Genomic DNA, 26,231 nt, shown 5'->3' with positions numbered 1-26,231 from the left:
GGTCTGACCCTGCCCGCATGGACATGGGTGCGCCGATCCTAACTGCGGACGCTGGAGGATCGCTGGACCCGCGCCGACGGGGGAGCGACGCGGGTCAGGACCCTGACGGCGCACCCAGCCGGGGACCCGCGACGACACGGACGGGGCCGCGTGCCGTGCGGACGTCGACCGGCTGGCCGCCCTGGGTGACGACGAGGGTCCCGTCGGCGGCGAGGGCCGCGGCCACGGCACGGACCTCGTCCATGAGGTCGCGCCACCCCGGCCCGCCCACGGCGCGGGCGATGTCACTGGGGCACGCGCTGCGCGGGTCCCGGTGGCGCAGGAGGACCCTGAACGTGGCTGCGATGCGCTCGCGGCGCGCCTGCTCGTCGGCGTCCTCCCACCACGGGTGCCCGCGCTCACCGAGCGCGACCTTGGCGTCATGGACCCGCGGACGCGCCGTCCCGGGATCGGTGCGCACCGCCCGTCGCGCGGCCATGAGCTCGGAGACGAGCTCGGCGCGCAGCGCGTCGGGGATGGCGGGGTCGCTGGCCCGCCACCGCCGACCGTCGACGAGCACGTAGCGACCGTCGTCGACGTGCTCGACCCCGTCGCTCCCGTCGCCACGGTCCGAGCTCGACCCGTCCCGGGTGTGGTGCGGCATGCAGCCGACCCTAGTGCGGGTGGGCGGTCCGGGTCAGGCGACCGCCGAGCCCAGTCGCTCGCGGGCTCCCCGACCGCGTCGGGTCGCCTCGACGGTGCCCGTGAGCGCTCCGAGGCCGGTGCGGGCGCCGTTGCCGTAGAGCGTCTCGATCCCGCCGGCCGGCACGGCGAAGGTCTCGTGCCAGATGCCCACGGCCTCGGGGTGCCGGCGCGCGACGGCGTTGAACTTCTTCCACGCCGGCAGGTGCTTGGCGTCGGCCATGGAGGCGTAGCGGTAGAGCTGGTCGGTGCTGCGCCAGTACTGGACGACCCACGGGCCGCCGCGACCCATGAGCGTGTAGGCGCCCAGGAAGCCGAGGTCCTCGGCCTCCCCGCGCTCGGCGGCCGCCCGGTTGCGGGAGAGCTCGCCGATCATCTGCGGCATGGCGACGAAGGGGGCCCACCACAGGTCGGGCCGGTGCGGCTTGCGGATCGTCATGCCGATGTGGAAGACGACGACGTCGCCGTCGTGGGCGTGGGTCTCGTGGCGCATGGTCTCTCCCAAGAGGCCGGATAGTGATGGTATCCAGTATTGGGTACCGCTACTATCCAGCGCAAGAGGTGAGGCGCGTGAAGATCTCCGAGCTGGCTGCGGCCACCGACGTGCCGGTGGCGACCCTGAAGTACTACCTGCGTGAGGGGCTGCTCCCTCCCGGGGAGGCCCTGACGCGGACGAGTGCCGCCTACGGGCCGGAGCACGTCGAGCGCGTGCGACTGGTCCGCGCACTCATCGGCGTCGGCGGGCTGTCCGTCGCGACGACGAGGCGGGTGCTCACCGTCATCGACCAGCCCGGCACCGGCCGGGTCGACGTCCTCGGCGCGGCCCAGCGGGCGCTCCTGGGTGAGGAGTTCGTCGGTGAGCCGCCGCCCGCGGACGCGCCGGCGCCGGAGTCGCGGGCCCGCCGCTGGCTCGCGGACATGGGGTGGCAGGTCCACCCGCACGACCCGGTCATCGACGACCTCGACACGGCGTGGGCGGCCTGCGACGCCGCGGGCCTGGGCCTCGACGAGGAGCGGATGGCGGCGTACGCGGAGGGGGTTCTGCGGATCGCCCGGGCCGACGTCGACTCCGTCCCGGCGGACCCGGCCGGCGCCGTGCGCCAGGTCGTCCTCGGCACCGTCCTCGTCGACCCGGTCCTCGCCCCCCTTCGCCGCCTCGCCCAGCAGCACCTCGCGGTGAGCGAAGGGGAGTGACCCGCGGCCCGCGTCCACCGCACCCTGAGGAGCCCTCGTCCACCGCTCCCTGGGGAGCCCTCGTCCACCGCTCCCTGAGGAGCTTGCGCAGCAAGCGTCTCGAAGGGCCCGACTCGCGCCCCCACACCCACCGCTCCCTGAGGAGCTTGCGCAGCAAGCGTCTCGAAGGGACCGATCCCCCGCTTTGGGATTCCGCCAGGTCATGGGGCACAATGAGACGGCTCACGCGCCCATGGCGCGCGGGGCATCACTCATTGCGCGAGTGGCGGAACGGCAGACGCGCTGGCTTCAGGTGCCAGTGTCCGAAAGGGCGTGGGGGTTCAAATCCCCCCTCGCGCACAAGCAGTGGCTGGCCCCGGGTCCTCGGACCCGGGGCCTCGTCCGTTCCCGGGTCGGGATCAGGTCCCGGGGCCGAAGCGCGCGTCCCGGGTCACGGGGGCGTCGTCCTGCTCAGGGTCGACGCGGCGGTCGAGCACCAGGCTCAGCGCCAGCAGGGCGGCACCGAGCACGAGGCCCGCGTGCCACGTGCCGAGGAACCCGAGCATCCCGATGACCAGCAGCGCCAGGCGGTAGTAGCTGCGGTCCACGCGACCGAGAGGTCGCCGTCGTGCGGCCGACCAGGCCAGCCAGAGCAGGGTGGCCACGACCGCGACGCTGATGGCGGGACCGGGCCAGGCCTGCTCACGCCACGAGCCGTCGCGGGCCGCGGCGCCTGCCAGGACGTAGGCCAAGACGCCGAGCGGGATGCCGACCACGGTGACCAGGATCGGCCACGCGATCCACCGCGGAGCGTCTCCGTGCTGCGCACGCGGCCGCCCGGAGTCCCCGCTCACCACAGACGCCCTCCCCGCCGACGCCCCGCGCGTCCTTGACGGCACCCTACGCGGGCGCGTCGGCTCGAGTCCGCCGAGGCGTCCCCGAGGTCGAACGAATAAACACGGCTCGATTTGTGAATTAAATGCTCGGGGGAGAAGACTGACCGCGCCGGTGCAGGTGAGCGTGATCCGGCCGGGTCACGCCCTCCACCGAGGTGGCGCGAGAGCCGTGCCACCGCTCCAGGAGGTCGTCCGTGCTGTCACCCGAGTCCGCCGAGATCGTCCGGTCGACGTTGCCCGTCATCGGCGCCAAGATCGACGAGATCACCCCGATCTTCTACCGTCGGATGTTCGCCGCCCACCCCGAGCTGGAACGCGATCTCTTCAACCGCGGCAACCAGGCCCAGGGTGACCAGCAGCGGGCGCTCGCCGGTGCCATCGCCGCCTACGCGACGCTCCTCGTCAGCTCGCCGGAGAGCGAGGTCGACGGGCTCCTCTCGCGCATCGCGCACAAGCACGCCTCGCTCGGCATCGCCCCCGACCAGTACCCGATCGTCCACCGGCACCTCTTCGAGGCGATCGCCCAGGTGCTCGGCGACGCGGCGACGCCCGAGATCGTCGCGGCCTGGGAGGAGGTGTACTGGCACATGGCCCACGCGCTCATCCGGATCGAGCAGGGCCTCTACTCCCGCTTCGGCGTCGAGCCGCACGAGGTGTGGCAGGAGCTCATCGTCACCGCGCGCCACCACGAGTCGCCCGACACGGTCGCCTTCACCGTCGCCCGGCGCGACGGGACGCCACTGCCGCAGGCCCTGCCCGGCCAGTACGTCTCGGTGCAGGTCCCGCTGGCCGACGGTGCCCGCCAGATCCGCCAGTACAGCCTGACGGGAGCGCCCGACAGCCCGACGTGGGGCTTCACGGTCAAGGCGATCCGCGAGAGCGAGGCCGCCGGTCTCCCGGCCGGCGAGGTCTCGACGTACCTCCACGAGGAGGTCTTCGAGGGCGACACGCTGCGCGTCTCCCTCCCCTTCGGCGACCTCGTCCTCGAGGAGGGCAGCGACCCGGTCCTGCTCGTCTCCGCGGGCATCGGCTGCACACCGATCATCGGCATGCTCCACCACCTCGCCCGGGAGGGCGCCGACCGTCCCGTCACCGTCCTGCACGCCGACCGTTCGCCTGCGCGCCACGCCCACCGCCGCGAGCTCGCCGACCTCGTCGGCCGGATCGACGACGCGCGGCTGCACCACTGGTACGAGGACCTCGGGTCGCGTGCGGCGACCGAGACCGTGCGGCACGGTCGCATCGACCTCGCGTCGGACGACATCGACCCCTCCGCGGAGGTCTACCTCTGCGGTCCGCTGCCCTTCATGGAGTCCGTCCGCGGGCAGCTCGCCGAGCGCGGCGTCCCCGAGGAGCGGATCCACTACGAGGTCTTCGGACCGGACACCTGGATCCCGCACGTGGACACCGCCGGCGTCTGAGGACCACGACGACGAAGGGGGCCGCACCAGCGGGTGCGGCCCCCTTCGCCCTCGTCGTGCGGCAGAGTCGGGGCATGACGTACACGACGATCACGCACGACCTCGACGACGGGGTCCTCACCGTCACCCTCGACCGGCCGGACCAGCTCAACTCCTTCACGCCGCAGATGGCCGAGGAGCTCGAGCAGACCTTCCGGGAGGTCAACGACGACGACGCGGTACGCGCGGTGGTCGTCACCGGCGCCGGGCGCGCCTTCTGCGCCGGGATGGACCTGGGGGCGGAGGGCAATGTCTTCGGGCTCGACGAGACGATGAGCCCGTCGCTGGCGGACATGGACCGGCTCGAGGACCCCGCGCTCATCGCGGGCGTGCGCGACACGGGCGGCCGCGTGACGCTGGCGATCCACGACTGCCGCAAGCCGGTCATCGCGGCGATCAACGGCCCGGCCGTCGGCATCGGCGCCACGATGACCCTGGCGATGGACGCCCGCCTGGTGTCGAGCAAGGCCAGGGTCGGCTTCGTCTTCGGCCGCATCGGGATCGTGCCGGAGGCCGCGTCGAGCTGGTTCCTGCCGCGCATCGTCGGGCTGCCGACCGCCCTCGACCTCGTCCTCTCCGCCGACATCCTCGACGCGGACGCGACGGTCGCCGCGGGGCTGGCGGACGGCCCGCACGCGCCGGACGACCTGCTCACGGCGGCCCGCGCGCTCGCCGACCGGTGGACGAAGGGGAGGTCCCCCGTCGCCGTCGCCCTCGCGCGGCAGATGCTGCGGCGCAATGCAGCCCAGGACCACCCGGCCGAGGCGCACCGGATCGACTCGCTGGCGATGTTCCACACGAGCATCGGTGACGGCAAGGATGGCGTCGCGGCCTTCCTCGAGAAGCGGGACCCGCAGTTCACCGGGTGGGCGTCGCAGATGCCGGACTTCTACGACGAGTGGATCGGCGGGTGAGCCACGCGTGGCCGGGGCCCACCCGCGGGTGGCGACGGCTCAGGCGCGCGCCGGCCGGTAGGTCAGGTGCGTGACGAGCGACGTCGCGCGGACCGACACCCGCTCCATCCGCTGGGCCGGCACGCCCTCGAAGAGCCGCTCGCCCGCCCCGAGGATGCTCGAGGTGACGTGCAGGCGCAGCTCGTCGAGCAGGCCGGCGGCGAGGAACTGGTTGACCGTGCTCGCTCCGCCGGCGACGGAGATGTTGCCGTCGCCGGCCGCCGCACGGGCCCGCTCGAGCGCGACCTCGATGCCCTCGGTGACGAAGTGGAAGGTCGTCCCGCCCGCCATCTCGATCGGCTCGTGGGGGAAGTGCGTCAGGACGAAGACGGGGCCGTGGTACGGCGGCTCGTCACCCCACCAGCCGCGCCAGTCGCGGTCCCACTCACCGCGGACGGGACCGAACATGTTGCGACCCATGATCGTCGCGCCCGCGTCGAGGATCGCGTCGACCTCGGCCCGGTTGCCCTCGTAGTCCTCGAGCATCCACGCGTGGAGCGCGCCGTCCTCGATCTCGCCCATGGGCGCGGCCTCGCTCTGGTGCGGCCCCGCGGCGAAGCCGTCGGCGGAGACCGCGATGTCGGTGCAGACGATGCCCACGGCGCCGCCCCCTTCGTCTCAGATGAACTCGAGCGGGTCGAACTCGTCGATCTCGATGACCCGGACGCGCGGCAGCCGGCTCCTGAAGGCCGAGACGTCGTACTCCAGGTCGAAGAACTCCATGCCGTCGACCTGCCGCAGCCCGTTCGCCATGAACTCGCCGAAGCCGACGACGCCGATGCGGCGCTCCTCGTCCCGCGCGAGCGCCTCCATCTGCGGGGTGAAGTCGTTGTCGTGGCTGACGAGCATGACGTCCGCGTCGCGCTCCAGGAGCGCCTCGGCGGTGCGCTGGATCGCGATGTCGACGACCTTGCCCTCGCCGCGCAGCGGCACGGGCCGGTAGCCCATGGCGAGCAGCGCCTGGACGAAGGAGGCCGGCAGCTCACCGGCGACGGCGAGGAAGAACAGACCCTTGACCGGCTGGTCCCACGCGGTCTCGGTGTACTCCAGCAGCGTGTTCCACCGCGGGCGCTCCTGCGGCTCCGGACGGCGGCCGAGGACGGAGACCCCCAGGGTCGCGTCGATGTTTTCCCCGTCGACGAGGAGGTACGTGGTGCGCTCGGCCATGCTCGGACCTTACTGTGGGTCGGGTCGGCGCGTCTGCCGGCACGACGACGAAGGGGAGTGAGCCGCCCGTGTGCATGCCGGTCCGGTGCCCGAGATGTGGCAAGACGACGTGGAGCGGGTGCGGCGAGCACGTCGCCCAGGTGCGGGCGCAGGTGCCCGCCGACCAGTGGTGCCAGTGCCCGGAGAACGCCGATCCCGACGCCTAGCTAGTCGAGGGTGATGCGGACCTTCGGAGGCTCCCCCTCGGCGCCGGCGAGCTGCCACAGCCGCCCGAGGGTCGGCTGCAGGAGCCAGGCGCCGATCTGCCGCACGAGGACGGTCACGGCCTGCTCGGTCACGGGCACCCGGCTGCGGGTGACGCCGTGGTCGCGCAGGGTCTGGGTCTGGGCGACCGTCTCCTGGACGAGCTTGCGGGCCAGCCCGACGTCGCCCGGCTCGGGGGTGACGACGACGCGTCGCAGGTAGTCGACGACGTCGGGGTTGCCGGCGAACATCCGGGCGATGGCGCGGTCGCGGGCCGCCGCGATCTCGGCGGTGCTCCCTTCGAGCGGGACCGAGGCGAGGGCCTCGCGGAACCGCAGCACGACGAAGTCGTCCACGGCCTCCCGCAGCCCGTCCTTGCCCCCGAAGTGGTGCCCGACGAGACCGGGTGCGACCCCGGCGGAGCGGGCGACCTCACGCAGGCTCGTCGCCCCGACGCCACGCGCCGCGAAGAGCGCGAGGGCCGTCGCGCGGATCCGCTCGCGCGAGTCGGTCGCGGGTGAGGTCACGGGGCTCCCTTTTGCTCGTCGTGTGAACTGTCGGACACACCATTGCACAAGTGTTCAACGCGTGCGTAGGGTGCGCAGCAGATCATCCCCCCGTGACCCGAAGGAGCCGGCCATGCCCGAGCAGCCCCAGGCCGTCATCTACGACGCCGTCCGCACCCCCCGTGGGAAGGGGAAGTCGTCCGGCTCCCTCCACGAGGTCAAGCCGATCGACCTGACCGTCGGTCTCCTGCACGCGCTGCGGGAGCGCAACCCCGGGCTGGACGCCGCGCAGGTCGACGACCTCGTCATGGGCATCGTCTCGCCGGTCGGCGACCAGGGCGCGGTCCTCCCGCGCATCGCCGCGCTCAAGGCCGGCTACCCGGAGCCGGTCGCGGGCGTGCAGCTCAACCGCTTCTGCGGCTCCGGCCTGGAGGCCGTCAACCAGGCGGCCTCGCGCGTGCGCTCCGGCTTCGAGGACCTGCTCATCGCCGGTGGCGTCGAGTCGATGTCGCGCGTGCCCATGGGCAGCGACGGCGGCGCGTGGGCGCTGGACCCGCGGACCTCGCTCGAGACCGACTTCGTCCCGCAGGGCATCAGCGCCGACCTCATCGCGACGATCGAGGGCTACGACCGCGCCGAGGTCGACCGCTTCGCCGCGCAGTCCCACGAGCGCGCCGCGGCGGCGTGGGCGGGCGGGTACTTCGACCGGTCCGTCATCCCCGTCACGGACGCCAACGGCATCACGATCCTCGACCGCGACGAGACGATCCGCCCCGGCACGACCGCCGAGTCGCTCGGCGGGCTGCGCCCCTCCTTCGCCGCGATGGGCGAGCAGGGCGGCTTCGACTTCGTCGCCACGGAGAAGTACCCGCACGTCGACCAGATCAGGCACGTGCACCACGCCGGGAACTCCTCGGGCATCGTCGACGGCGCGGCCCTGCTGCTCGTCGGCAACGAGCGCGTCGGCGAGGAGATGGGCCTCACCCCCCGCGCCCGCATCATCTCGACCGCCGTCATCGGCTCCGAGCCGACGATCATGCTCACCGGTCCCGCGCCCTCGTGCCGCAAGGCGCTCGACCGCGTCGGCATGACCGCCGGGGACATCGACCTCGTCGAGATCAACGAGGCCTTCGCGGCCGTCGCCCTCAAGCTCATGCGCGACATGGGCTGGAGCGAGGAGCAGACCAATGTCAACGGCGGCGCGATCGCCATGGGCCACCCGCTCGGTGCCACGGGCGCGATGATCCTCGGCACGCTCGTCGACGAGCTCGAGCGCCGCGACCTCGAGCGCGGCATCGCCACCCTGTGCATCGGCGGCGGCATGGGTGTCGCGACCGTCGTCGAGCGCGTCTGACCCCCCTTCGTCACGGACAGGAATCGAAGAACAGCCATGAGCGAGAACATGATCCGGTACGAGCGCGACGACGAGGGCATCGTCACCCTGACGATGGACGACCCCGGCGCCGGCGCCAACACCATGAACGACACGTACACCGCGGCGATGGGGGAGACCGTCGACCGCCTCGAGGCCGAGCGCGACGAGATCACCGGCGTGGTCCTGACCTCCGCCAAGAAGACCTTCTTCGCCGGCGGCAACCTCACCGACCTGCAGTCGGTCACCCCCGAGAGGGCCGGCGAGTTCTTCGCCGGCATCGAGCGCATCAAGTCCCAGCTGCGCCGGCTGGAGCAGCTCGGCACGCCGGTCGTCGCCGCGATCAACGGCACCGCCCTCGGTGGCGGTCTCGAGCTCGCGCTCGCGACGCACCACCGCATCGCCGTCGACGACCCCAGGATCAAGCTCGGCCTGCCCGAGGTCACCCTCGGGCTGCTGCCGGGTGGCGGCGGCGTCACGCGCCTCGTAAGGATGCTCGGCATCCAGGAGGCCCTCATGGGCTGGCTGCTGCAGGGTCAGCAGTACGCCCCGGCGCAGGCGCAGGCGAAGGGGGTCGTCGACCAGCTCGTCGCCACCCGCGAGGAGCTCGTCCCGGCCGCCAAGCAGTGGATCCGCGAGCACCGCGACGACGAGAGCGCGGCCGTGAAGCCGTGGGACGTCAAGGGGTACAAGATCCCCGGTGGCACCCCGTCGGTCCCGAAGTTCGCGGCCAACCTGCCGGCCTTCCCCGCGAACCTGCGCAAGACGCTCAAGGGTGCCCCGACCAGGTCGCCCCGCGCGATCCTCGCGGCGGCCGTCGAGGGCGCCCAGGTCGACTTCGACACCGCGAGCCGCATCGAGTCGCGCTACATCACCGAGCTCGCCGCCGGTCGTGAGTCGACGGCGATGATCCAGGCCTTCTTCTTCGACCTGCAGGCGATCAACAGCGGCAAGCTGCGCCCGGCGGGCATCGAGAAGCGGACCGTCGGCAGGGTCGGCATCCTCGGCGCCGGGATGATGGGTGCCGGCATCGCCTACTCCGCCGCGATGGCGGGCATCGACGTGGTCCTCAAGGACGTCTCGGTCGAGGGCGCGGCCAGGGGCAAGGGTTACTCGGAGAAGCTCCTCGCCCGGCGCGTCGAGCGCGGCAAGCTCTCGGACGACGCCGCCAGCACCATCTTGGCGCGCATCACCCCGACGGCCGACGCGGCGGACCTCGCCGGCGTCGACGTCGTCATCGAGGCCGTCTTCGAGGACTACGAGCTGAAGAAGCAGGTCTTCACCGAGGTTGAATCAGTGGTCGAGTCCGATGTGCTGCTGTGCTCCAACACCTCGACGCTGCCGATCACCTCGCTGCAGGAGTTCGCGACCCGGCCCCGGGACTTCATCGGCCTGCACTTCTTCTCCCCGGTGGACAAGATGCAGCTCGTCGAGATCATCCGCGGTGAGCAGACCTCCGACGAGGCGGTCGCCCGCGCGGTCGACCTCGTCCAGCAGATCCGCAAGATCCCCGTGGTCGTCGGCGACGGCCGCGGCTTCTACACGAGCCGGGTCTTCGGCACGCTGATCCTCGAGGGTGCCGTCGCGGTGGCCGAGGGGATCGACCCGATGGTCGTCGAGCGGGCCGCGACGAGCGCCGGCTTCCCGGCGCCGCCGCTGGCGATGCTCGACGAGGTCTCGTTGACCCTCACCCAGCACATCCGCGCGGAGGCCGAGAAGGGCGCTGCCGCGGAGGGCAGGACCCTGACCAAGGGCCCGGGCGAGGAGCTCATCGACAGCCTCGTGGCCGAGGGGCGCAAGGGCCGCGCCGCAGGCGCCGGCATGTACGACTACCCGGCGGACGGCCCCAAGGTGCTGTGGCCCGGCCTGCGCGAGCGGTTCGCGAAGGGGACGCAGGTTCCGATGCGCGACCTGCAGGACCGGTACCTCTTCGTCATGGCGCTGGAGACCGCGGGCTGCTTCGAGGACGGGGTCCTCACGGACGCGGAGTCGGCCAACATCGGCGGCATCTTCGGGATCGGCTTCCCGCCGCACACCGGTGGTCCGGCGACCTTCATGACCAACTACGAAGGGGGCCTGGCCGGCTTCGTCGCCCGGGCCGACGAGCTCGCCGACACCTACGGCGAGCGGTTCCGCCCGTCGGCGTGGCTGCGCGGTCGCGTCGCCACCGGCACCCTGGTCGACCAGGCCTGACCGTGGACGCACCCCTGACCGGCGTCCGTGTCGTGTCCGTCGCGGTCAACCTGCCGGGGCCGGCCGCCGTCGCGCGGCTCACCCGGCAGGGGGCGGACGTCGTCACCGTCGTCCCGCCGGGCGGTGACCCGATGGAGCAGTTCGCGAGGGCCTACTTCGACGAGCTGCACGTCGGTCAGGAGGTGCGCCGGGTCGACCTGAAGTCCGACGCCGGCCGGGCCGAGCTCGACGAGCTGCTCGCTGCCGCAGACGTCCTCGTCACGAGCTCGCGGCCGTCGGCGCTGCGTCGGCTCGGGCTCGACTTCGCGTCCGTGCACGCGCGGCACCCGCAGGTCTGCCAGGTCGACATCGTCGGCTACCCCGGCGACGACGCGGAGACCCCCGGGCACGACCTCACGTACCAGGCCGCCACCGGCCTGCTGGGCGAAGGGGGGATGCCCGCCACCCTCGTCGTCGACCTCGCCGGGTCGGAGCGGGCAGCGGCCGAGGCCGCGGCGGCGCTCGTCGCCCGGGCCCGGGTCGGCGAAGGGGTGCGCCGCGAGGTCGCCCTCTCCGACCTGTCGGAGACGATGTCGCGCCCGCTCGCCCACCGCCTCACCGCGCCGGGCGCCCTGCTCGGGGGCGGTTTCCCGGCCTACGGCATCTACGACGGGGCCGACGGCCGCATCGCGCTCGCGGCCCTCGAGCCGCACTTCACCGCCCGCCTGCTCGAGGTCCTCGGCATCCCGGCCGAGGAGCTCTCCCGCGAGCGACTCCAGGCCGTCTTCGCGGAGCGCTCCGTCGACGAGTGGGAGGAGTGGGCGCAGGCCCACGACATCCCGCTCACCCCCCTTCGCGCCGCCACCGCTCCCTGACCCGCCCACCGCACGCCCGCCACCGCTCCCGCTGCCTGCAGCAATTCGGCGGCTACGGCTACATGCTCGAGTACCCGATCGCGCGCCTGTACGCCGGCGCTCGCGTGCACAAGATCTACGGCGGGACCAACGAGATCACGGAGGAGCTGATCTCCCGCACCCTGTGAGTCCCTTCCCGCTCCGTCCGTGCGTTGTCTAAGGTCGCACCATGGGTCTGACTGATGTGATTCTCGTGCGGCACGGCCAGTCCGAGGGGAATGTCGCTGCGGAACGAGCGCAGGCGGAGCGCAGGGACCGGATCGAGGTGCCGGCGCGGGACCCCGACGTCGTGCTGTCGCAGGTCGGGCAACGACAGGCCGACGCCGTGGGGCGCTGGTTGACCGCGCTCCCACCTGATGAGCAGCCCCAGGTGATCTGGACGAGTCCCTATCGTCGCGCTCGCGAGACGGCGGAGCGCGCCCTGGCCGTCGCCGAGGTGGACCTCGACTACCGCGTCGACGAGCGGCTGCGGGACCGCGACATGGGGATCACCGACCAGCTCACCGCGCAGGGGATCACGGCCCGCTTCCCCGAGGAGGCGGAGCGACGCCAGTGGCTGGGCAAGTTCTACTACCGCCCGCCGGGCGGCGAGTCGTGGGCCGATGTCGCCCAACGCGTGCGCGGCGTGCTGACCGATCTCGCCAACACCGAGACGCACGAGCGGGTCCTCGTCACCGGGCACGACGTCGTCCTGCTGCTCTTCTGCTACGTCGCCGAGGGCCTCGGCGAGGAGGAGGTGCTCGAGCGGGCGCGCACCAACGGGTTGCGCAACGCCGCCATCTGCCGGATCCGCCGCGACGAGGAGTCCGTGACCGGATGGGTCGTGACGGAGTACAACCTGGACTCCCACCTGCGCGAGGAGGGCGTCGAGGTGACGGATCAGCCCGGCGCCTCGGACGAGGTCGGGGCCGAGCGTGCCTGAGGAGAGCGCTCCTCGAGGGCCCGACAGCGGCGTGGTCGCGGGGGTGGAGGGCGGCTCGCCGAGGTTGCCGCGCCTGGTCACCCCGGCGCTGCTGCGGTCCTGGCCGCTGCCCGAGCCGGACGGGACCAAGTACAGCCGTGGCCTGGCCCTCGTGGTGGGCGGCTCCTGCTCGACCCCCGGCGGAGCGATCCTGGCCGGGGTCTCCGCGCTGCGGATGGGTGCCGGTCGGCTGCACCTGGCCACGGCGGAGGGGGTCGCCACGCAGGTGGCCGTCGCGGTGCCCGAGTGCGGCACGACAGGGCTGCCGCAGGACGGCCGTGGTGCCGTCACGGGGGAGGACTGCGGGGTCCTGCTCGAGTGGGAGCTGTCGCGAGCGGATGCGGTGCTCGTCGGACCCGGTCTCTCCGACGCCGAGGGCTCGGCCCGGCTCCTCCACGAGGTCGTCGGGGTGCTGCCGGAGGGCACCCCCATCGTCCTCGACGCGTTCGCGGCGACGATACTGCCGGACGTCCCGGACCAGGTCGCCCGCGCACTCGCCGGCAGGCTCCTGCTCACCCCCAACTCCAGCGAGCTGGCCCGGCTCGTCGACCGGGACACGCTGGCCGAGGACGACGTCGTGGATGCTGCCCTGGCCGTGGCGCGGCGGTTCGGCGCGGTGGTGAGCTGCGACAGCTGGATCGTCGCCGGCGGCGATGTCTGGCAGGTCACGACCGGTGACACCGGGCTCGGCACGTCGGGCAGTGGTGATGTCGTGGCCGGGGCCGCCCTGGGTCTGCTCTCACGGGGCGCCGGGCTGGTGCAGTCGCTGGTCTGGGCGAAGTACGTCCACGCGGCTGCCGGCGACGCCCTCGCAGCCCGCTTCGGTCGGGTCGGCTACCTCGCGAGCGAGATCCCACCGGAGCTGCCCCTCGTCCTCGGGACGCTGCGGGGCGACTGAGTCCCCGAGCGAACGCTCGGCCCGCAGCGCCGGCAGGAGGCACCACACGCCGCCCAGGCCGAAGACGCCGGCGGCCGCCATCGCGAGCTGGGTCGACGTCGCGGAGGCGAGCAGACCGGCCAGGGGCATGGTGATCGCGGTGAAGCCGAAGGCCGACATCGAGGCGAGCGACAGCACGGTCGAGCGGTTGGCCGAGCTCGCCTCGCGGTGCAGCAGCGCGTTGTAGGCCGGGCCCTGCATGCCGTGGCCGGTGTAGGCGAGCAGGTGGGCGATGACGAGGCCGATGGGGCCGACCGCCAGCGCCATGCCGATCGTCAGGACGCTGTGCACGAGCCGGCCGAGGATCGCCGCGCGGGCCACGCCCCAGCGAGCAGAGGCCCTGCCGCACGCCCACGCCCCGACCGCGAAGACGAGCCACGCGACGGCCGCGATCGGACCCATGACGACGCCGGCGCGCTCCTCGCCGCCGAGGAGCTCGGCCATCCGCACCGGGGTGAGCGACTCCGAGGCGATGAGCGCCGTGCTCCAGAAGCACTCGAGCAGCACCAGCCCGCGCAGCACCGGGTTGTCGCGCACGAGCCGCAGACCGGACCCGATGATGCGCGGCGTGGCCCTGGCCGACGTCGCCGCGCGGGCCCAGCCCGTCGAGTCGAGGTGGGTGACCGGTTCGCGCATGAGCGCGACGACCGCGACCAGGTGGACCACCGACAGCGCCAGGCAGACGACGACCGGCAGCCACAGCGCCGAGTGCGACCCGATCGGGTGCCACGCGACGAGCCCACCGGACAGCAGCGCCCCACCGGCGATCGCCAGGCCGAGGATCGAGGTCGAGCGGGAGAGGTCCTGGTCGACGTCCGCGCCCGGACGGCTCACGTGGACCGTGTCGACGTACCAGGCCTCCAGCGGCCCCGAGTCGAGCGCGCGGAAGACACCGGTGAGCAAGGACGCGAGGATGAAGGCGAGGAAGGACTGGGCCACGAGCAGCGCCACCATCGACGCGACGTTGGCGACCGCGGCCGCGACCAGCACCGGGCGGCGGCCGAGCGCGTCGGCGAAGCCGGACGTCGGCAGCTCCAGTGCCACGACCGCGACGCCCATGACCGCGGAGGCGGTGAGGGCCTGCGGGAGGGTCAGACCCCGCTCGAGCTGCCAGAGCGTGAAGAGCCCGACGACGAAGCCGATCGGCAGCCAGCGGGTCGTCGTCAGGGTGAGGAAGACGCGGCGGGCGGCATCGGGGGAGAGCGGCTCACGCATCCCAGGGGTCCTCGTCCTCGGTGGGGAAGCTCGAGACGATGACGGCGTAGCGGCGCTGGCCCTCCTCGAGGGGGCCGGGGGTCGGGGGATGCTCCTCGAGGACCTCCCAGACGAGGGCCTCGAAGCGCTCCTGGATCCTCGCCGCCTGCTCCGCCGTCACGGGCACCTGCAGATCGCTGATCGAGGTGAGCGGACGCCAGGCGCCGGATTCGCCCCCACGGCGGGTCGCGGCCGCCTGCATCCGGCTCGCCGAGTGTGTCACCGCCAGCTGGTGGAAGGCGTCGGTGGCGTCCCTCCCTTCGTCCGTGGTCACGTCCTCGTCGCGCACCGAGGTCGACAGCGCGCTCGCCCGCCACCAGCGGTCCCGCCTGGTGCCGAGCTCGGGCGCCTCCTCGATGAACCCGTGCTCCGCGAGCTGGCGCAGGTGGTAGCTCGTCGCGCCAGAGTTGAGCCCGAGGCGGCGCGCGACCTGGCTCGCCGTGGCGGGGCCGAGCGTGCGCAGCATGCCGAGCAGGCGCAGGCGCACCGGGTGCGAGAGGGCCTTGAGCTGGGTGATGTCGGGGACGACGGACTCCATGGGACGAGGCTAGACCGCAAAGGTGTGTTTGCAAAGAGGCGTATGCGATGCACTGTTCGCGCGGACGTCAGGCGGTGTTCTCCCTTCGCGCCTAGCGTCGGGCGCATGACTCGACTCAAGGGGTACGCCGCCCTCCTCGGTGTCGCCGCACTGGCCGCGACCGCCGCTCCCGCCACCGCCACCCCTCAGGCGAAGGGGGGTCCCGGCACCCAGACCGTGCGCTTCGCGACCTTCAACGCCTCGCTCAACCGCGCCACCGAGGGCCAGCTCGTCAACGACCTCTCGACACCCGACGACGTCCAGGCCCGCAACGTCGCCGAGACGATCCAGCGCGCGGACCCGGACGTGGTGCTCGTCAACGAGTTCGACTACTCGCCGGAGGCCGCCGAGCTCTTCCGCGACAACTACCTCGCGGTCGGCCAGCGCGGTGCGGACCCCATCGCGTACCCGTACCACTACATCGCCCCGAGCAACACGGGCGTGCCGAGCGGCCACGACCTCAACGACGACGGCCGGGTCGGCGGGGGCGACGACGCGTTCGGCTTCGGGCTCTTCCCGGGGCAGTACGGCATGGTCGTCTACAGCAAGTACCCGATCGACCTCGACCGCGTGCGGACCTTCCAGGAGTTCCGCTGCGCCGACATGCCGGGCAACCGCATCCCCACGGACTACTACTCGCCGGCCGAGCAGGCCGACCTGCGGCTGAGCTCCAAGAGCCACTGGGACCTGCCGATCGAGATCGGCCGCAAGGACGTGCACTTCCTCGTGAGCCACCCGACGCCGCCCACCTTCGACGGTCCCGAGGACCGCAACGGTCGGCGCAACGCGGACGAGATCCGCTTCTGGGGCGACTACGTCACGGGTGGGCGGACCGCCTCGTACATCCACGACGACGAAGGGGGCCGGGGCGGGCTGGCGCGCGACGCGCGCTTCGTCATCGCCGGCGACCAGAACGCCGACCCGAACGACGGCGACAGCACGGACGGCGCCATCCACCAGGTCCTCGACAACCCGCGCGTCAACACCTCGCACACCCCGACGAGCGCGGGTGGCGTCGAGGCCAGCGAGACCCAGGGCGGGATCAACGCCGAGCACGTCGGCGACCCGGCCCAGGACACGGCCGACTTCGCCGAGCCGCCGGGCAACCTCCGGGTGGACTACGTGCTGCCGAGCCGCAACCTGCCGATCCGCGACTCCGGGGTCTTCTGGCCCACGAGCGACAGCCCGCTGCACCGCCTGACCGGCACCTACCCCTTCCCGACGAGCGACCACCGGCTCGTCTGGGCGGACGTGAAGGTCGCGGGGAGCGGGACGCGACGCTGACCCCCTTCGTCCGCAGCTGAGCAAGACTTTCCTCGCCTTCGCAAGAGTTTGAAACTCTTGCGAAGGCGAGGTTTATCGGGTGACCCGATAAACCTGGGGCGCATGGGGTTCGGGGGCGGACAGGCGGGCGCGTTAGTGTCGCAACATGTCAGCTGCGGCCGTCGGTGACGATCCCTCCACGCTGCTCGACGACTACCGCGAGGTCGTCACGAGCAGCGAAGGGGTGGACGAGCTCGTCACCCTCGACGGGGTCCGCGAGGCCGCGCAGCCGCTCGCGGACCAGCTCGCCGGGGCCGGGCTGCCCGCGCTGCTCGCCGCCCGCGCGGCCGCCCGCCGCTTCGTCGCCGACGACGGCATCACCTACGGCGCCGGGGTCCCCGCGGAGGGCAGCGACGCCGCCGAGGGGCCGCAGGTCCCGACCGAGCCGCGCGAGTGGGAGCTCGACCCGCTCCCGCTGACCTTCGGCCCGGCCGAGTGGGCGCGGCTGGAGCAGGGCGTCAGGCAGCGCTCCGCCCTCCTCGACGAGGTGCTCACCGACCTCAGCGGCGAGCAGCGGCTCGTGCGCCACGGCATCCTGCCGGGCGCCGCGGTCTTCGGCCACGACGGGTGGTTGCCGCAGGCCGACGGGATCCGCGTCCCCGGACCGCGCCAGCTCGTCATGCCGGCGATGGACCTGGCCCGCGACCGCAACGGCACCTGGCGGGTCTTCGCCGACCGGACGCAGGCACCGAGCGGCGCGGGCTTCGCCATGGCCAACCGGCGGATCACCGCCCGGGTCCTGCCCGACCTGCACCGCGAGGTCGATCTCGCCAGGCTGCGCGGCTTCTTCTTCCAGGTGCACAAGGCGCTCGTCGCGGCGGCCCCCGAGACCGACGACGTGCCCCGGATCGTCATCCTCACGCCGGGCGCGCTCAGCGACGCCGCCTTCGACGAGGCCCTCCAGTCCACGGTCCTCGGCGTGCCCGTCGTCGAGTCCGAGGACCTCGTGAGCCGGGACGGCCGGATCTGGATGCGCACGACCTCCGGGCTCACCCCGGTCGACGTCATCATGCGCCGGGTCGAGGGCGACGCAGTCGACCAGCTCGACCTGCGCGGCGACTCCCGGCTCGGGCTGCCGGGCATGGTCGAGGCCGCCCGCCTCGGCAACGTCTCGATCGTCAACCCCGTCTCCTCCGGCGTCCTGGAGAACCCTGCCCTCATCCCGTACCTGCCGCAGATCTGCCGGCACGTCCTCGGCGAGGACCTCTCGCTCGCCTCGACGCAGACGTGGTGGGCCGGCGAGCCGACGCACCTCAGCCACATCGTCACCCAGCTCTCCAGCCTCGTCGTCAAGCCCGCCTCGCGCCAGGGCAACACCAACTCGATCTTCGGCTGGGAGCTGAGCGCGCAGGAGCGCGACGACCTCGCGATGCGCATCCAGGCGGAGCCGTGGCGGTGGACGGCGCAGGACCCGCTGACGATGTCGACCGCCCCCGTGGTCACGGCCGGCGGGCTCGAGCCGCGCAGTGTCGTGCTGCGCACCTTCGCCGTCGCCGACGAGGACGACTACGCGGTCATGCCCGGTGGTCTCGCCCGGGTCGCCGTGCGCCCCGACTCCGGGGCGATCTCGAGCATCAGCGGGGCGATGAGCAAGGACGTGTGGGTCCGCGCGGACCCCGACGCGCCGCGCGAAGGGGAGGTCCTCACCTTCCCCAGCGTCCATGGCGGGACGGCGAGCGGCTACGCCGCCCCGGCACCGCGCGTCGCCGCCGACCTGTACTGGATGGGCCGCTACGCCGAGCGGGCCGAGGCCGCTGCCCGGCTGCTGCGCGTCGCCGACAACCTCGTCGACGACCACGCGGCCCGGCCGGGGACGACCGGCCACACCGCGATGCTCGCGATCCTCGACGCCGTCACCGAGGTCATGTCGGTCTCGCCCGGGTTCCAGGGCGAGGGCGCCGCGGCTCGCCGCGAGGACCCGCTGCCGTACCTGCGCGAGCTCACGCTCGAGCCGCGGGTCGTCGGGTCGGTCGCCTACAGCACCCACCGCGCCGTCATCGCCGCCCAGGCCGTGCGCGAGAGCCTCTCGCTCGACACCTGGCTGGTCATGTCGCGCCTCGAGCGCACCCTCCAGCACGCCGTCCCGCAGGACGACCTGCAGGAACTGCTCATGGAGACCATCGAGGGCCTGCTCGCGCTCGCGGGCATCGGGATCGAGTCGCTCATCCGCGACCCCGCCTGGGCCTTCACCGACGCCGGCAAGCGGGTCGAGCGCGCCCAGCAGACGATCCGGCTGCTCTCCAGCGTGCTCGCCGTCGAGCGCGCGCCCGTCGTCGAGGGCACGACGACCGAGGCCGCGCTCATGGCCGCAGAGTCCGTCATCACCTACCGGCGCCGGCTCACCGGTGGCCTCGGGAGCCTGTCCTCGCTCCAGGCCGCCGTCGACCTGCTCCTGCGGGACGTCACCAACCCGCGCTCGGTCGCCTTCCAGGTCGAGCGGCTCGTCGAGGCCCTCGACCTCATCGACGACGAGGACGCGCTGCCGCTGGCGCGCGAGCTGACGGAGCGGATCGCGGCCCTCGACCTCGACGAGCTCTTCGCCGACGCCCGCGCGCCCCTCGGTGAGGCACTCACCCGGCTCGGCAACGACCTGCGCACGATCCACCGCACGATCGACGCCTCGTACTTCAGCCGCAAGACCCCCGGACGCAATGTCCAGTGGGTCCAGTGGAACGGTGGGGAGGAGTCCTGGTGAGCATCGACAACACCTCTGTCCCCCCGCACCCGCCGGCCCCCGAGCCGGTCGCCACCGGCAACCCGCTGGTCCCCGTCATCAAGCCGGAGCACCACACCCTTCGTCGGTACGAGGTGCGCCACCGCACGACGTACACGTACGAGGAGTACGTCACCGACTCCTTCGGCCGGGCGCTGCTGCGGCCGCGGGAGACCGCGCAGCAGCGGGTCGTCGAGCACTCCGTCGAGATCGTGCCCGAGCCGCACATCCACACCGAGCACGTCGACCACTTCGGCAACCACTCGAGCTTCTACGAGGTGCGCACGCCGCACACCGTGCTCGACGTGTACAAGCGCAGCCTCATGGAGATCGAGTGGCCGCCGCCGGACATGGACCGGCTGGACGCGTGGACGGTCGCGGAGGTCGCCGAGCTCGTCGACGCCGGCGAGGGGATCGACCGGGCCGAGGCGGCGCAGTACCTGCTGCCGTCGGCGCTCGTCGAGATCGCACCCGAGGTCATCGCCTACTCGGCCGGCATCCTGCCCCCGGACCGGCCCTTCGGCGAGGCCCTCGTCGCGCTGTACTCCGACATCTACCGCGACTTCACGTACGCCAAGGGCACGACGAGCGTGAAGACCACGCTGCCGGAGCTGCTCGCCCAGCGCGAGGGCGTCTGCCAGGACTTCGCCCACCTCGCCGCCGGCTGCCTGCGCGCCGTCGGCATCCCCGGCCGCTACGTCTCGGGCTACATCGAGACCCGGCCGGCGCCGGGCAAGGTCAAGCTGCAGGGCTCGGACGCCTCGCACGCGTGGGTCGCGGCGATGACCCCCGACGGCGACTGGGTCGACCTCGACCCGACCAACAACCACTTCGCCGACTCGCGCTACATCGTCACCGGCTGGGGACGGGACTTCCGCGACGTCTCGCCGCTCAAGGGCGTGATCTTCGGCGAAGGGGGTGGGTCCAGCCTCAAGGTCGGCGTCGACGTCATCCCCCAGGACGGGTCGGACCCGCGCGCCGGGACGACCCCGCAGTAACCTGACGACCATGCCCGTGACTGCCTTCGTCCTCGGTGGCGGTGGCGTCCTCGGAGCGACCCAGGTGGGCATGCTGCGCGCGCTGCTCGCCGCGGACATCACGCCCGACCTCGTCGTCGGCACGAGCATCGGCTCCGTCAACGGTGCCTTCATCGCCGCCGACCCGACCGCCGAGGGCGTCGAGCGGCTCGAGGGCCTGTGGCGCGATGTCGTCAGCTCGGGGGAGATGAGCGAGAACCCCGTGCGGCAGGCCGCGCGCTTCGCGAGGCACCGCACGCACGTCATGCGGCGCGGGCTCATCGCGGACCTCGTGGAGCGGCACCTGGGGGTCGACCTCATCGAGGACCTACCGGTGCCCTTCCAGTGCGTCGCCGCGGAGATCGAGAGCTCGGCGTCGCGGTGGTTCACGTCCGGCCGGATCGGGCCGGCCGTGGCCGCGAGCTGCGCGGTGCCCGGTCTCTTCCCGCCCGTCCAGATCGACGGCGCGCACTACTACGACGGCGGGCTCGTGCACTCGATCCCCGTGGGGCGGGCGATGGCCCTGGGCGCCACCGACATCCACGTGCTCCAGGTCGGACGGGTCGAGCAGCCGCTCCTCGCGCCGACCAACCCGCTCGACGTCGGGCTCGTGGCCTTCGAGATCGCGCGTCGGCACCGCTTCGTCGAGGAGATCGCGGAGGTGCCCGACTCGGTGCGCCTGCACGTGCTGCCGAGCGGCGTGGACCGGACGCCGACCGCCTCCCTGCTCGGGCAGGGGTCGGTGGCCAAGGTCGAGGACCGCATGGCCCGGGCCTTCGAGGCGACGACCGGCTACCTCGAGGGCCTGGCGTGAGGATCTCGGCGCTGCCCTCGCTGCCCGCTCCGCCGATGTGGCTGCGGCTGGTCCTGCAGGCGCTCTACCCGTTCGTCGGCATCGTCGTGTCCCTGCTCTTCGTCGTCATCACCCCCTTCCTGCTCCTGCTGTGGCCGTGGGACCGGCGGCTGGCGCTCCTGCGCTGCCTCTTCCTCGCGCTCTACGTCATGTGGGAGGACATCGGGCTGGTCGTCGAGTGCTGGTACCTGCGCCTGCGCTCCCCGCGGGGGACGAGCCCCACGTGGGACGCGGACCACCTCGAGCTCATCCAGCGGGCGCTCGACCACGTGCTCTTCACGGCCCGGCGGGTCGTCGGGTTCCACGTCGAGATCGAGGGGGAGCTGACCGTCGGCCGTCCCGGCCACCCGCTCGTCGTCATCTCCCGGCACGCCGGCCCGGCCGACTCGCTCGCCATCGCCTGGCTGCTCGCCTCGACCGCCGGGCGCATCCCCCGGGTCGTCCTCGCCGACGCGATGCTGTGGGACCCGGGCATCGCGATGGTGCTGCAGCGGCTCGACTCCTACTTCGTGCCCTCGCGCTCCGGTGCCGGTGACGACCGGGCGCGTGGCGTCGCCGAGCTCGCCGCGACGCTCACCGCCAAGGACGCGATGCTGATCTTCCCGGAGGGTCGCAACTGGACCCGGGAGCGGCACGAGGTGCAGGTGCGTCAGCTCAAGGCCCGCGGCGAGGCCGAGCGGCTCGCCACCGCCGTCGCCCGCCCCTGGGTCCTCGAGGCCCGCTCCCGCGGCGTCGCCGCCATCCGCGAGCGCGCCCCCGAGGCCGACGTCATGGTCATCGCCCACACCGGGCTCGACATGATCTCCGGGCCGGCCGCGGTCGTGCGGGCCGTGCCCTTCCGCAACCGGCTGCTCCTCCGCGGCCGCACCTTCGGCAGCGAGGACGTGCCGACGGACCCGGACGAGGTCGCGGTCTGGCTCGAGCGGCAGTGGGGCCAGGTCAACCACTGGGTCGACACGCACGTGAGCGGGCGGGAGCACCTGTGAGGGCGTGGTTCCCGCCCACGGTGAGTGCCGTGGCGGTCGCGGCCGCGGCCGAGGCGGACAACCGGGTCCACCGGTGGCCGCTCACGCCGCGGACCACCCGGTGGCTGCGGGCGAAGGGGGCGAAGCAGCGCCTCGCCGGGTTCGAGGTGGACCGGGCCGGGCTGGGTGTCGGGACGCGACGTGATGCGCGGGGGCACCTCGTCATGGCGACGCCGGGTGCGAGCGACGACACGTGGGTGCTGTGGGTCCACGGCGGCGGGTTCTGCTGGGGCTCGGCGCGTGACGGGACCGGGCTGCGGCTGGCCGCCGGGCTCGGCCGACCGGTCGTCTCGGTCGAGTACCCGCTCGCTCCCGAGGCGCGCTTCCCCGTCGCCATCGACGTCTGCCTCGAGGCCTACGTGGCCGGGGTGGAGGAGCGCGGCCCGAGGGTCGTGCTCGGCGGCGTCTCGGCCGGCGCCAACCTCGCGCTCGGTGTGCTGCAACGCATCCGGGAGCTGCGTGCGGCCGGTGACGGACCGCCGTTGCCGCTCGGGATGGTGGCGCTGACCCCCTTCGGGGACCTGGCGGGAGAGGGCGACAGCCACCGGGTCAACGAGGGCCGCGACGCCTACATCCGGTGGCGGGGGCAGCAGGAGCGGTTCGCCCGGGCCTACGCCGGCGACGCGGACCTGCGCGACCCGCTCGTCTCACCCGTGCACGCCGACTGGTCGGGTGGGGCGCTGCCGCCGGCGATCTTCACGACCGGCACGCGCGACCTCTTCCTGTCCGACACCGCCCGGATCCACACGGCCTGGCGGGCCGCCGGCGGGGAGGCGGACCTCGTGCTCGCCGAGGGGCTGTGGCACTCCTACCTCTCCGACCCCCGGCTGCCCGAGTCGGCGGCGCTCATGGCGCGGCTGCTCGACTGGTGCGAGGGCGCGTGCGACGGTTCTTCCCCGCGGGCTCCCATGCTGTAGACAACAAGCATGTCCGAAACCCGCGCTCCGCAGGCCACCCACGATCTCCCCGTGCTCTCCGTCGACGGCGACTGGAGCGGCCAGCTCGTCGCCACCGCCGTCCACGCCGGCCACGACCTGCGACCCGAGGTCCACGAGCAGATGGTCCTCGACGAGGAGGTCCGGCTCCGCGAGGAGGACCCCTTCACCGACCGCTTCATCGAGCGGCTGCCGGCTCGTCTCGTCGTGCACCGGTCGCGCTTCGAGACCGACCTCAACCGGGTCCGCGAGGAGGCGGTCTACCGCGAGCCCGAGGACGCCTGGGGGCTCGACATGTGGCGCGGCGGCCGGCTCCCCGACGACATCGCCGAGCGCTCGCTGGAGGTCTTCGACGAGGTGTACGACGAGCTGGGGCGTCGCTTCGACGAGATCGCGGCCCGCGGCCCCTTCGTCGTCTACGACGTCCACTCCTACAACCACCGTCGTGACGGTGCCGACGCCGCACCGGGCACGCAGGAGGACAACCCCGACGTCAACGTCGGCACCGGCAGCCTCGACCGGGAGCGGTGGGGCAGCGTCGTCGACACCTTCATGGAGCACGTCGAGCTGTCCGGCGGACGGCTCGACGTGCGCGAGAACGTCAAGTTCCGCGGGCGCGGTATCGCGCAGTGGGCGCACGCGCGCTACCCCGACCAGGCCGTCGTGCTGGCCATCGAGTTCAAGAAGACCTACATGGACGAGTGGACCGGCGAGCCCGACGACGAGCGCATCGCGGCGATCGCCGCGGCCCTCGCCGCCACCCGGGGCCCGGTCCTGGCGGCGCTGGAGCGGCTGACCGAGGGGGCCACGGCATGAGCGAGGACGCTGCGGCGCTGCGCAGGGTCAGCGTCAACGACCTCGCGATCGACCACGCCCTCGCCCAGATGTCGGGGTCGATGCGCTTCCTGCTCGACGTCACCCCCGTCAACGCCGACGACATCAAGGCCGAGTTCGTCGCCGGGAGGGTGAGCGAGCCGCGCTTCGTCTACCGCGAGCTCGAGGCCGACCAGGAGGTCCTCAAGCAGGTCGTCACCAACATCGACGTCAGCCAGGTCGAGGACACCACGCTCGCGTCCCTCCTGCGGGCCAAGCACCGTGAGCTGCTGCTGCAGATCGACATGCTCATGGCACGGGACAGCGACGTCTTCCGCCAGCTGAGCACCGAGCTCTACGGCGGGACCTCCCCCCGCCTGCGGGAGCAGGCGGAGAACATCCTCGCCGCCGTCCCCACCCCCGAGACGAAGGGGGAGGGGGTCACCGCCGAGGAGTTCCACGGGCTGGCCCAGGCGGAGATCGACCACTACACGGGGATCGACCCCGGCATCGACATCCACGCAGAGGTCCGTGACGACGTCAACGGCGTGGTCGTCTCCGGCAACACCCTGCTCATCGACCCCGACGCGACCGTCCAGCGGGCGCGGGCCGACGCCCTCCTCCAGCACGAGGTCGGCACCCACCTCGTCACGCAGGTCAACGGCTCGGCCCAGCCCATCCAGGTGCTCGGCACCGGCCTCGCCGGCTACGACGAGACCCAGGAGGGGCTGGCGGTGCTTGCCGAGATCGGGTGCGGCGGCCTGACCCCCTTCCGGCTGCGGCAGCTCGCGGCCCGGGTCGTCACCGTCCACCGGATGACGGGGGGCTCCTCCTTCGTCGAGGCGTGGGAGGGACTCGTCGACGCCGGGTTCCCCGAGGCCAGCGCCTTCACCACGACGATGCGCGCCTACCGCTCCGGGGGGCTGACCAAGGACGCCATCTACCTGCGCGGCCTCGTCGACCTGCTGGACCACCTGAGGGGCGGCGGCACCCTCGATCGCCTGTGGCTCGGCAAGTTCTCGCTCGACGACCTGCCGCTCATCGACTCGCTCGACGAGGCCGGGATCCTCAACCCCCCGCGGATCCTGCCGCGGTGGCTCGACGACCCCGCGACGGCGGACCGGCTCGCGGCCGCCGCCGAGTGCTCCGACGACGTCACCCGGCTGCTGCCCCCGAGCGCCCGCGCCTGAGCCGCCCCCCTTCGTCCCCCATCTGATCCAAGGAGAAGCCCGCATGAAGATCGGATTCGTCGTCAACGACGTCCTCACCGAGGAGCCGTACTACACCACCACCCGCCTGGCGATGACCGCCCACGCGATGGGCCACGAGGCCTACCTCATGGGGCTCGGTGACTTCGCCTACGAGCCCGACGGCTCCCTCTCGGCGCGCGCCCGCACCGGGGCGGCGAAGACCTACAAGTCGCTCGAGCGCTTCCTCGCGGACGTGCAGAAGCCCAAGATCGAGGAGCAGATGCGCATCGACGAGTTCGACGTCGTCATGTTGCGCTTCGACCCGGCCGACGACGCCGAGGACAAGCCGTGGGCGGGCAACGCGGGCGTGGCCTTCGGCCAGCTCTTCGCGGCCGCCGGCGTCCTCGTCGTCAACGACCCCACCTCCCTGGCCAACGCGCTCTCCAAGGCCTACTTCCAGCACTTCCCGGAGATCGTGCGGCCCAAGACCCTGATCTCCCGCGACGAGGCGCTCATCGAGAAGTTCGTCGGCGACCTCGGCGGCCGGGCCGTGCTCAAGCCCCTGCAGGGCTCCGGGGGCAGCGGCGTCTTCCTCGTCGACCGCAAGGAGTCGCCCAACCTCAGCCAGATCATCGAGGCGATCGCCCGTGACGGCTACGTCGTCGCCCAGGAGTACCTGCCCGAGGCCAAGGACGGCGACGTGCGCATGTTCGTCATGAACGGCCGCCCGCTCGAGGTCGACGGGCAGGTCGCCGCCTTCCGCCGCAGGAGCACGAGCAAGGACCTGCGCTCGAACATGTCGGCGGGCGGCAAGGCCGTGAAGGTGACGATCACCCCCGCCATGCGCGACCTCGTGGAGGCGGTGCGGCCCAAGCTCATCGCCGACGGCATGTTCCTCGTCGGGCTCGACATCGTCGGCGACAAGCTCATGGAGGTCAACGTCTTCAGCCCCGGCGGGTTCGGCTCGTGCGAGCAGCTGTACGGCATCGACTTCGTGCCGGCGGTCATCGCCGACCTCGAGCGCAAGGTCGCCGTCGGCAAGTACTACGCGGACATCGCCAACACCCGCCTGGCGACGCTCTGAGCGTCGCCCTCCG

The 26,231-nt window shown here is 72.7% G+C and carries 24 protein-coding genes, 1 tRNA gene and 2 pseudogenes; 19 read left to right on the top strand and 8 right to left on the bottom strand.

Translation table 11 applies throughout. The features are described from left to right. Nucleotides 1–94: 94 nt before the first annotated feature. A complete protein-coding gene (locus ABC138_RS08850; protein WP_345913443.1) occupies nucleotides 95–643 on the bottom strand; it encodes a DUF3253 domain-containing protein in 549 nt (182 codons plus the stop codon). 33 nt (nucleotides 644–676) lie between these two features. Continuing rightward, complete coding sequence (locus ABC138_RS08845) at nucleotides 677–1,174, bottom strand: DUF4188 domain-containing protein (protein ID WP_068327522.1); 498 nt, start codon at nucleotides 1,172–1,174, stop codon at nucleotides 677–679. Between the two features lie 77 nt (nucleotides 1,175–1,251). Here ABC138_RS08845 and ABC138_RS08840 point away from each other — a divergent pair, with 77 nt between their 5' ends. Both ABC138_RS08840 and ABC138_RS08835 read left to right on the top strand, forming a co-directional pair. Then, the gene (locus ABC138_RS08840) at nucleotides 1,252–1,875 is read left to right on the top strand and encodes a MerR family transcriptional regulator (protein ID WP_338539069.1); all 624 of its coding nucleotides are present in this window, start codon (nucleotides 1,252–1,254) and stop codon (nucleotides 1,873–1,875) included. 256 nt (nucleotides 1,876–2,131) lie between these two features. Then, nucleotides 2,132–2,214: transfer RNA gene (locus ABC138_RS08835), tRNA-Leu, on the top strand. A 59-nt stretch (nucleotides 2,215–2,273) separates the two neighbouring features. On the opposite strand, the gene ABC138_RS08830 is transcribed toward ABC138_RS08835, so the two are convergent. Further along, nucleotides 2,274–2,708: a hypothetical protein gene (locus tag ABC138_RS08830; RefSeq protein WP_345913442.1), complete on the bottom strand. Its 435-nt coding sequence runs from the start codon at nucleotides 2,706–2,708 to the stop codon at nucleotides 2,274–2,276. Between the two features lie 236 nt (nucleotides 2,709–2,944). Between ABC138_RS08830 and ABC138_RS08825 the strand changes: the two genes are divergently transcribed. Together ABC138_RS08825 and ABC138_RS08820 are read left to right on the top strand one after the other, a co-directional pair. Continuing rightward, entirely contained in the window at nucleotides 2,945–4,171 is a 1,227-nt protein-coding gene (locus tag ABC138_RS08825; protein WP_345913441.1) for a globin domain-containing protein, read from the top strand. A 74-nt stretch (nucleotides 4,172–4,245) separates the two neighbouring features. Further along, nucleotides 4,246–5,124 (top strand): crotonase/enoyl-CoA hydratase family protein, encoded by an 879-nt coding sequence (locus ABC138_RS08820; protein WP_345913440.1) that lies wholly within the window; start codon nucleotides 4,246–4,248, stop codon nucleotides 5,122–5,124. A gap of 39 nt (nucleotides 5,125–5,163) precedes the next feature. Here the strand turns inward: ABC138_RS08820 and ABC138_RS08815 are convergent, their stop codons facing one another. The 3 genes from ABC138_RS08815 to ABC138_RS08805 all read right to left on the bottom strand — a co-directional run bounded on the left by ABC138_RS08815 (nucleotide 5,164) and on the right by ABC138_RS08805 (nucleotide 7,100). Beyond that, a complete protein-coding gene (locus tag ABC138_RS08815; RefSeq protein ID WP_345913439.1) occupies nucleotides 5,164–5,763 on the bottom strand; it encodes a dihydrofolate reductase family protein in 600 nt (199 codons plus the stop codon). Nucleotides 5,764–5,781: 18 nt separating this feature from the next. Beyond that, nucleotides 5,782–6,330 (bottom strand): NYN domain-containing protein, encoded by a 549-nt coding sequence (locus ABC138_RS08810; RefSeq protein WP_068425319.1) that lies wholly within the window; start codon nucleotides 6,328–6,330, stop codon nucleotides 5,782–5,784. A gap of 206 nt (nucleotides 6,331–6,536) precedes the next feature. Continuing rightward, entirely contained in the window at nucleotides 6,537–7,100 is a 564-nt protein-coding gene (locus tag ABC138_RS08805; RefSeq protein ID WP_068425314.1) for a TetR/AcrR family transcriptional regulator, read from the bottom strand. A gap of 112 nt (nucleotides 7,101–7,212) precedes the next feature. On the opposite strand from ABC138_RS08805, the gene ABC138_RS08800 reads away from it, so the two are divergent. The 6 genes and pseudogenes from ABC138_RS08800 (at nucleotide 7,213) to ABC138_RS08775 (ending at nucleotide 13,396) form a co-directional block, all read left to right on the top strand. Next, nucleotides 7,213–8,433 carry an acetyl-CoA C-acetyltransferase gene (locus tag ABC138_RS08800; RefSeq protein ID WP_345913438.1) on the top strand — a complete coding sequence of 407 codons (1,221 nt, stop codon included), beginning with the start codon at nucleotides 7,213–7,215 and terminating at the stop codon, nucleotides 8,431–8,433. A gap of 36 nt (nucleotides 8,434–8,469) precedes the next feature. Continuing rightward, the gene (locus tag ABC138_RS08795) at nucleotides 8,470–10,644 is read left to right on the top strand and encodes a 3-hydroxyacyl-CoA dehydrogenase NAD-binding domain-containing protein (RefSeq protein ID WP_345913437.1); all 2,175 of its coding nucleotides are present in this window, start codon (nucleotides 8,470–8,472) and stop codon (nucleotides 10,642–10,644) included. Nucleotides 10,645–10,646: 2 nt separating this feature from the next. Next, on the top strand, nucleotides 10,647–11,498 hold the full coding sequence (locus tag ABC138_RS08790) for a CoA transferase (RefSeq protein WP_345913436.1): 852 nt from the start codon (nucleotides 10,647–10,649) through the stop codon (nucleotides 11,496–11,498). A gap of 29 nt (nucleotides 11,499–11,527) precedes the next feature. After that, a pseudogene (locus tag ABC138_RS08785) lies at nucleotides 11,528–11,665 on the top strand (acyl-CoA dehydrogenase family protein); the annotation flags it as partial. Nucleotides 11,666–11,706: 41 nt separating this feature from the next. Next, nucleotides 11,707–12,459: a histidine phosphatase family protein gene (locus tag ABC138_RS08780; RefSeq protein WP_068327485.1), complete on the top strand. Its 753-nt coding sequence runs from the start codon at nucleotides 11,707–11,709 to the stop codon at nucleotides 12,457–12,459. Next, nucleotides 12,452–13,396, top strand: a complete 945-nt coding sequence (locus tag ABC138_RS08775) for an ADP/ATP-dependent (S)-NAD(P)H-hydrate dehydratase (RefSeq protein WP_345913435.1) — start codon at nucleotides 12,452–12,454, stop codon at nucleotides 13,394–13,396. Before ABC138_RS08780 ends, ABC138_RS08775 begins: the two co-directional genes overlap by 8 nt. Before the next feature lie 165 nt (nucleotides 13,397–13,561). Here the strand turns inward: ABC138_RS08775 and ABC138_RS08770 are convergent. Both ABC138_RS08770 and ABC138_RS08765 read right to left on the bottom strand, forming a co-directional pair. After that, nucleotides 13,562–14,650 (bottom strand): annotated as a pseudogene (locus ABC138_RS08770) (MFS transporter); the annotation flags it as partial. After that, complete coding sequence (locus ABC138_RS08765; RefSeq protein WP_345913434.1) at nucleotides 14,643–15,227, bottom strand: helix-turn-helix domain-containing protein; 585 nt, start codon at nucleotides 15,225–15,227, stop codon at nucleotides 14,643–14,645. The pseudogene ABC138_RS08770 and the gene ABC138_RS08765, both read right to left, overlap by 8 nt. Before the next feature lie 105 nt (nucleotides 15,228–15,332). Here ABC138_RS08765 and ABC138_RS08760 point away from each other — a divergent pair, with 105 nt between their 5' ends. The 9 genes from ABC138_RS08760 (at nucleotide 15,333) to ABC138_RS08720 (ending at nucleotide 26,218) form a co-directional block, all read left to right on the top strand. Beyond that, nucleotides 15,333–16,550 carry an endonuclease/exonuclease/phosphatase family protein gene (locus ABC138_RS08760; RefSeq protein WP_345913433.1) on the top strand — a complete coding sequence of 406 codons (1,218 nt, stop codon included), beginning with the start codon at nucleotides 15,333–15,335 and terminating at the stop codon, nucleotides 16,548–16,550. Between the two features lie 145 nt (nucleotides 16,551–16,695). Next, nucleotides 16,696–19,284, top strand: coding sequence for a circularly permuted type 2 ATP-grasp protein (locus ABC138_RS08755; RefSeq protein ID WP_345913432.1), 2,589 nt, complete (start codon nucleotides 16,696–16,698; stop codon nucleotides 19,282–19,284). Next, entirely contained in the window at nucleotides 19,281–20,300 is a 1,020-nt protein-coding gene (locus ABC138_RS08750) for a transglutaminase family protein (RefSeq protein ID WP_345913431.1), read from the top strand. The genes ABC138_RS08755 and ABC138_RS08750 overlap by 4 nt, the downstream gene beginning before the upstream one ends. Nucleotides 20,301–20,310: 10 nt before the next feature. After that, nucleotides 20,311–21,132 (top strand): patatin-like phospholipase family protein, encoded by an 822-nt coding sequence (locus ABC138_RS08745; RefSeq protein ID WP_345913430.1) that lies wholly within the window; start codon nucleotides 20,311–20,313, stop codon nucleotides 21,130–21,132. Continuing rightward, nucleotides 21,129–22,157 carry a 1-acyl-sn-glycerol-3-phosphate acyltransferase gene (locus ABC138_RS08740; RefSeq protein ID WP_345913429.1) on the top strand — a complete coding sequence of 343 codons (1,029 nt, stop codon included), beginning with the start codon at nucleotides 21,129–21,131 and terminating at the stop codon, nucleotides 22,155–22,157. The genes ABC138_RS08745 and ABC138_RS08740 overlap by 4 nt, the downstream gene beginning before the upstream one ends. Nucleotides 22,158–22,186: 29 nt before the next feature. After that, complete coding sequence (locus ABC138_RS08735) at nucleotides 22,187–23,113, top strand: alpha/beta hydrolase (protein ID WP_345913428.1); 927 nt, start codon at nucleotides 22,187–22,189, stop codon at nucleotides 23,111–23,113. Between the two features lie 9 nt (nucleotides 23,114–23,122). Further along, entirely contained in the window at nucleotides 23,123–23,947 is an 825-nt protein-coding gene (locus ABC138_RS08730; RefSeq protein WP_345913427.1) for an N-formylglutamate amidohydrolase, read from the top strand. After that, the gene (locus tag ABC138_RS08725) at nucleotides 23,944–25,134 is read left to right on the top strand and encodes a tyrosine/phenylalanine carboxypeptidase domain-containing protein (RefSeq protein WP_345913426.1); all 1,191 of its coding nucleotides are present in this window, start codon (nucleotides 23,944–23,946) and stop codon (nucleotides 25,132–25,134) included. Before ABC138_RS08730 ends, ABC138_RS08725 begins: the two co-directional genes overlap by 4 nt. Nucleotides 25,135–25,177: 43 nt before the next feature. Continuing rightward, nucleotides 25,178–26,218, top strand: a complete 1,041-nt coding sequence (locus ABC138_RS08720) for a glutathione synthetase (protein ID WP_345913425.1) — start codon at nucleotides 25,178–25,180, stop codon at nucleotides 26,216–26,218. Nucleotides 26,219–26,231 lie beyond the last annotated feature (13 nt).

It is taken from the genome of Janibacter sp. LM, from assembly GCF_039631275.1.
Lineage (GTDB): Bacteria > Actinomycetota > Actinomycetes > Actinomycetales > Dermatophilaceae > Janibacter > Janibacter terrae.
This window is presented reverse-complemented; position numbering and strand designations above follow the sequence as displayed.

What these genes read in the sequence shown, in the direction of transcription:
- ABC138_RS08850 (WP_345913443.1), bottom strand. Translation starts at nt 643, where the DNA reads ATGCCGCACCACACCCGGGACGGGTCGAGCTCGGACCGTGGCGACGGG.
- ABC138_RS08845 (WP_068327522.1), bottom strand. Translation starts at nt 1,174, where the DNA reads ATGCGCCACGAGACCCACGCCCACGACGGCGACGTCGTCGTCTTCCAC.
- ABC138_RS08820 (WP_345913440.1), top strand. Translation starts at nt 4,246, where the DNA reads ATGACGTACACGACGATCACGCACGACCTCGACGACGGGGTCCTCACC.
- ABC138_RS08810 (WP_068425319.1), bottom strand. Translation starts at nt 6,330, where the DNA reads ATGGCCGAGCGCACCACGTACCTCCTCGTCGACGGGGAAAACATCGAC.
- ABC138_RS08800 (WP_345913438.1), top strand. Translation starts at nt 7,213, where the DNA reads ATGCCCGAGCAGCCCCAGGCCGTCATCTACGACGCCGTCCGCACCCCC.
- ABC138_RS08795 (WP_345913437.1), top strand. Translation starts at nt 8,470, where the DNA reads ATGAGCGAGAACATGATCCGGTACGAGCGCGACGACGAGGGCATCGTC.
- ABC138_RS08780 (WP_068327485.1), top strand. Translation starts at nt 11,707, where the DNA reads ATGGGTCTGACTGATGTGATTCTCGTGCGGCACGGCCAGTCCGAGGGG.
- ABC138_RS08765 (WP_345913434.1), bottom strand. Translation starts at nt 15,227, where the DNA reads ATGGAGTCCGTCGTCCCCGACATCACCCAGCTCAAGGCCCTCTCGCAC.
- ABC138_RS08760 (WP_345913433.1), top strand. Translation starts at nt 15,333, where the DNA reads ATGACTCGACTCAAGGGGTACGCCGCCCTCCTCGGTGTCGCCGCACTG.
- ABC138_RS08755 (WP_345913432.1), top strand. Translation starts at nt 16,696, where the DNA reads ATGTCAGCTGCGGCCGTCGGTGACGATCCCTCCACGCTGCTCGACGAC.
- ABC138_RS08745 (WP_345913430.1), top strand. Translation starts at nt 20,311, where the DNA reads ATGCCCGTGACTGCCTTCGTCCTCGGTGGCGGTGGCGTCCTCGGAGCG.
- ABC138_RS08730 (WP_345913427.1), top strand. Translation starts at nt 23,123, where the DNA reads ATGTCCGAAACCCGCGCTCCGCAGGCCACCCACGATCTCCCCGTGCTC.
- ABC138_RS08725 (WP_345913426.1), top strand. Translation starts at nt 23,944, where the DNA reads ATGAGCGAGGACGCTGCGGCGCTGCGCAGGGTCAGCGTCAACGACCTC.
- ABC138_RS08720 (WP_345913425.1), top strand. Translation starts at nt 25,178, where the DNA reads ATGAAGATCGGATTCGTCGTCAACGACGTCCTCACCGAGGAGCCGTAC.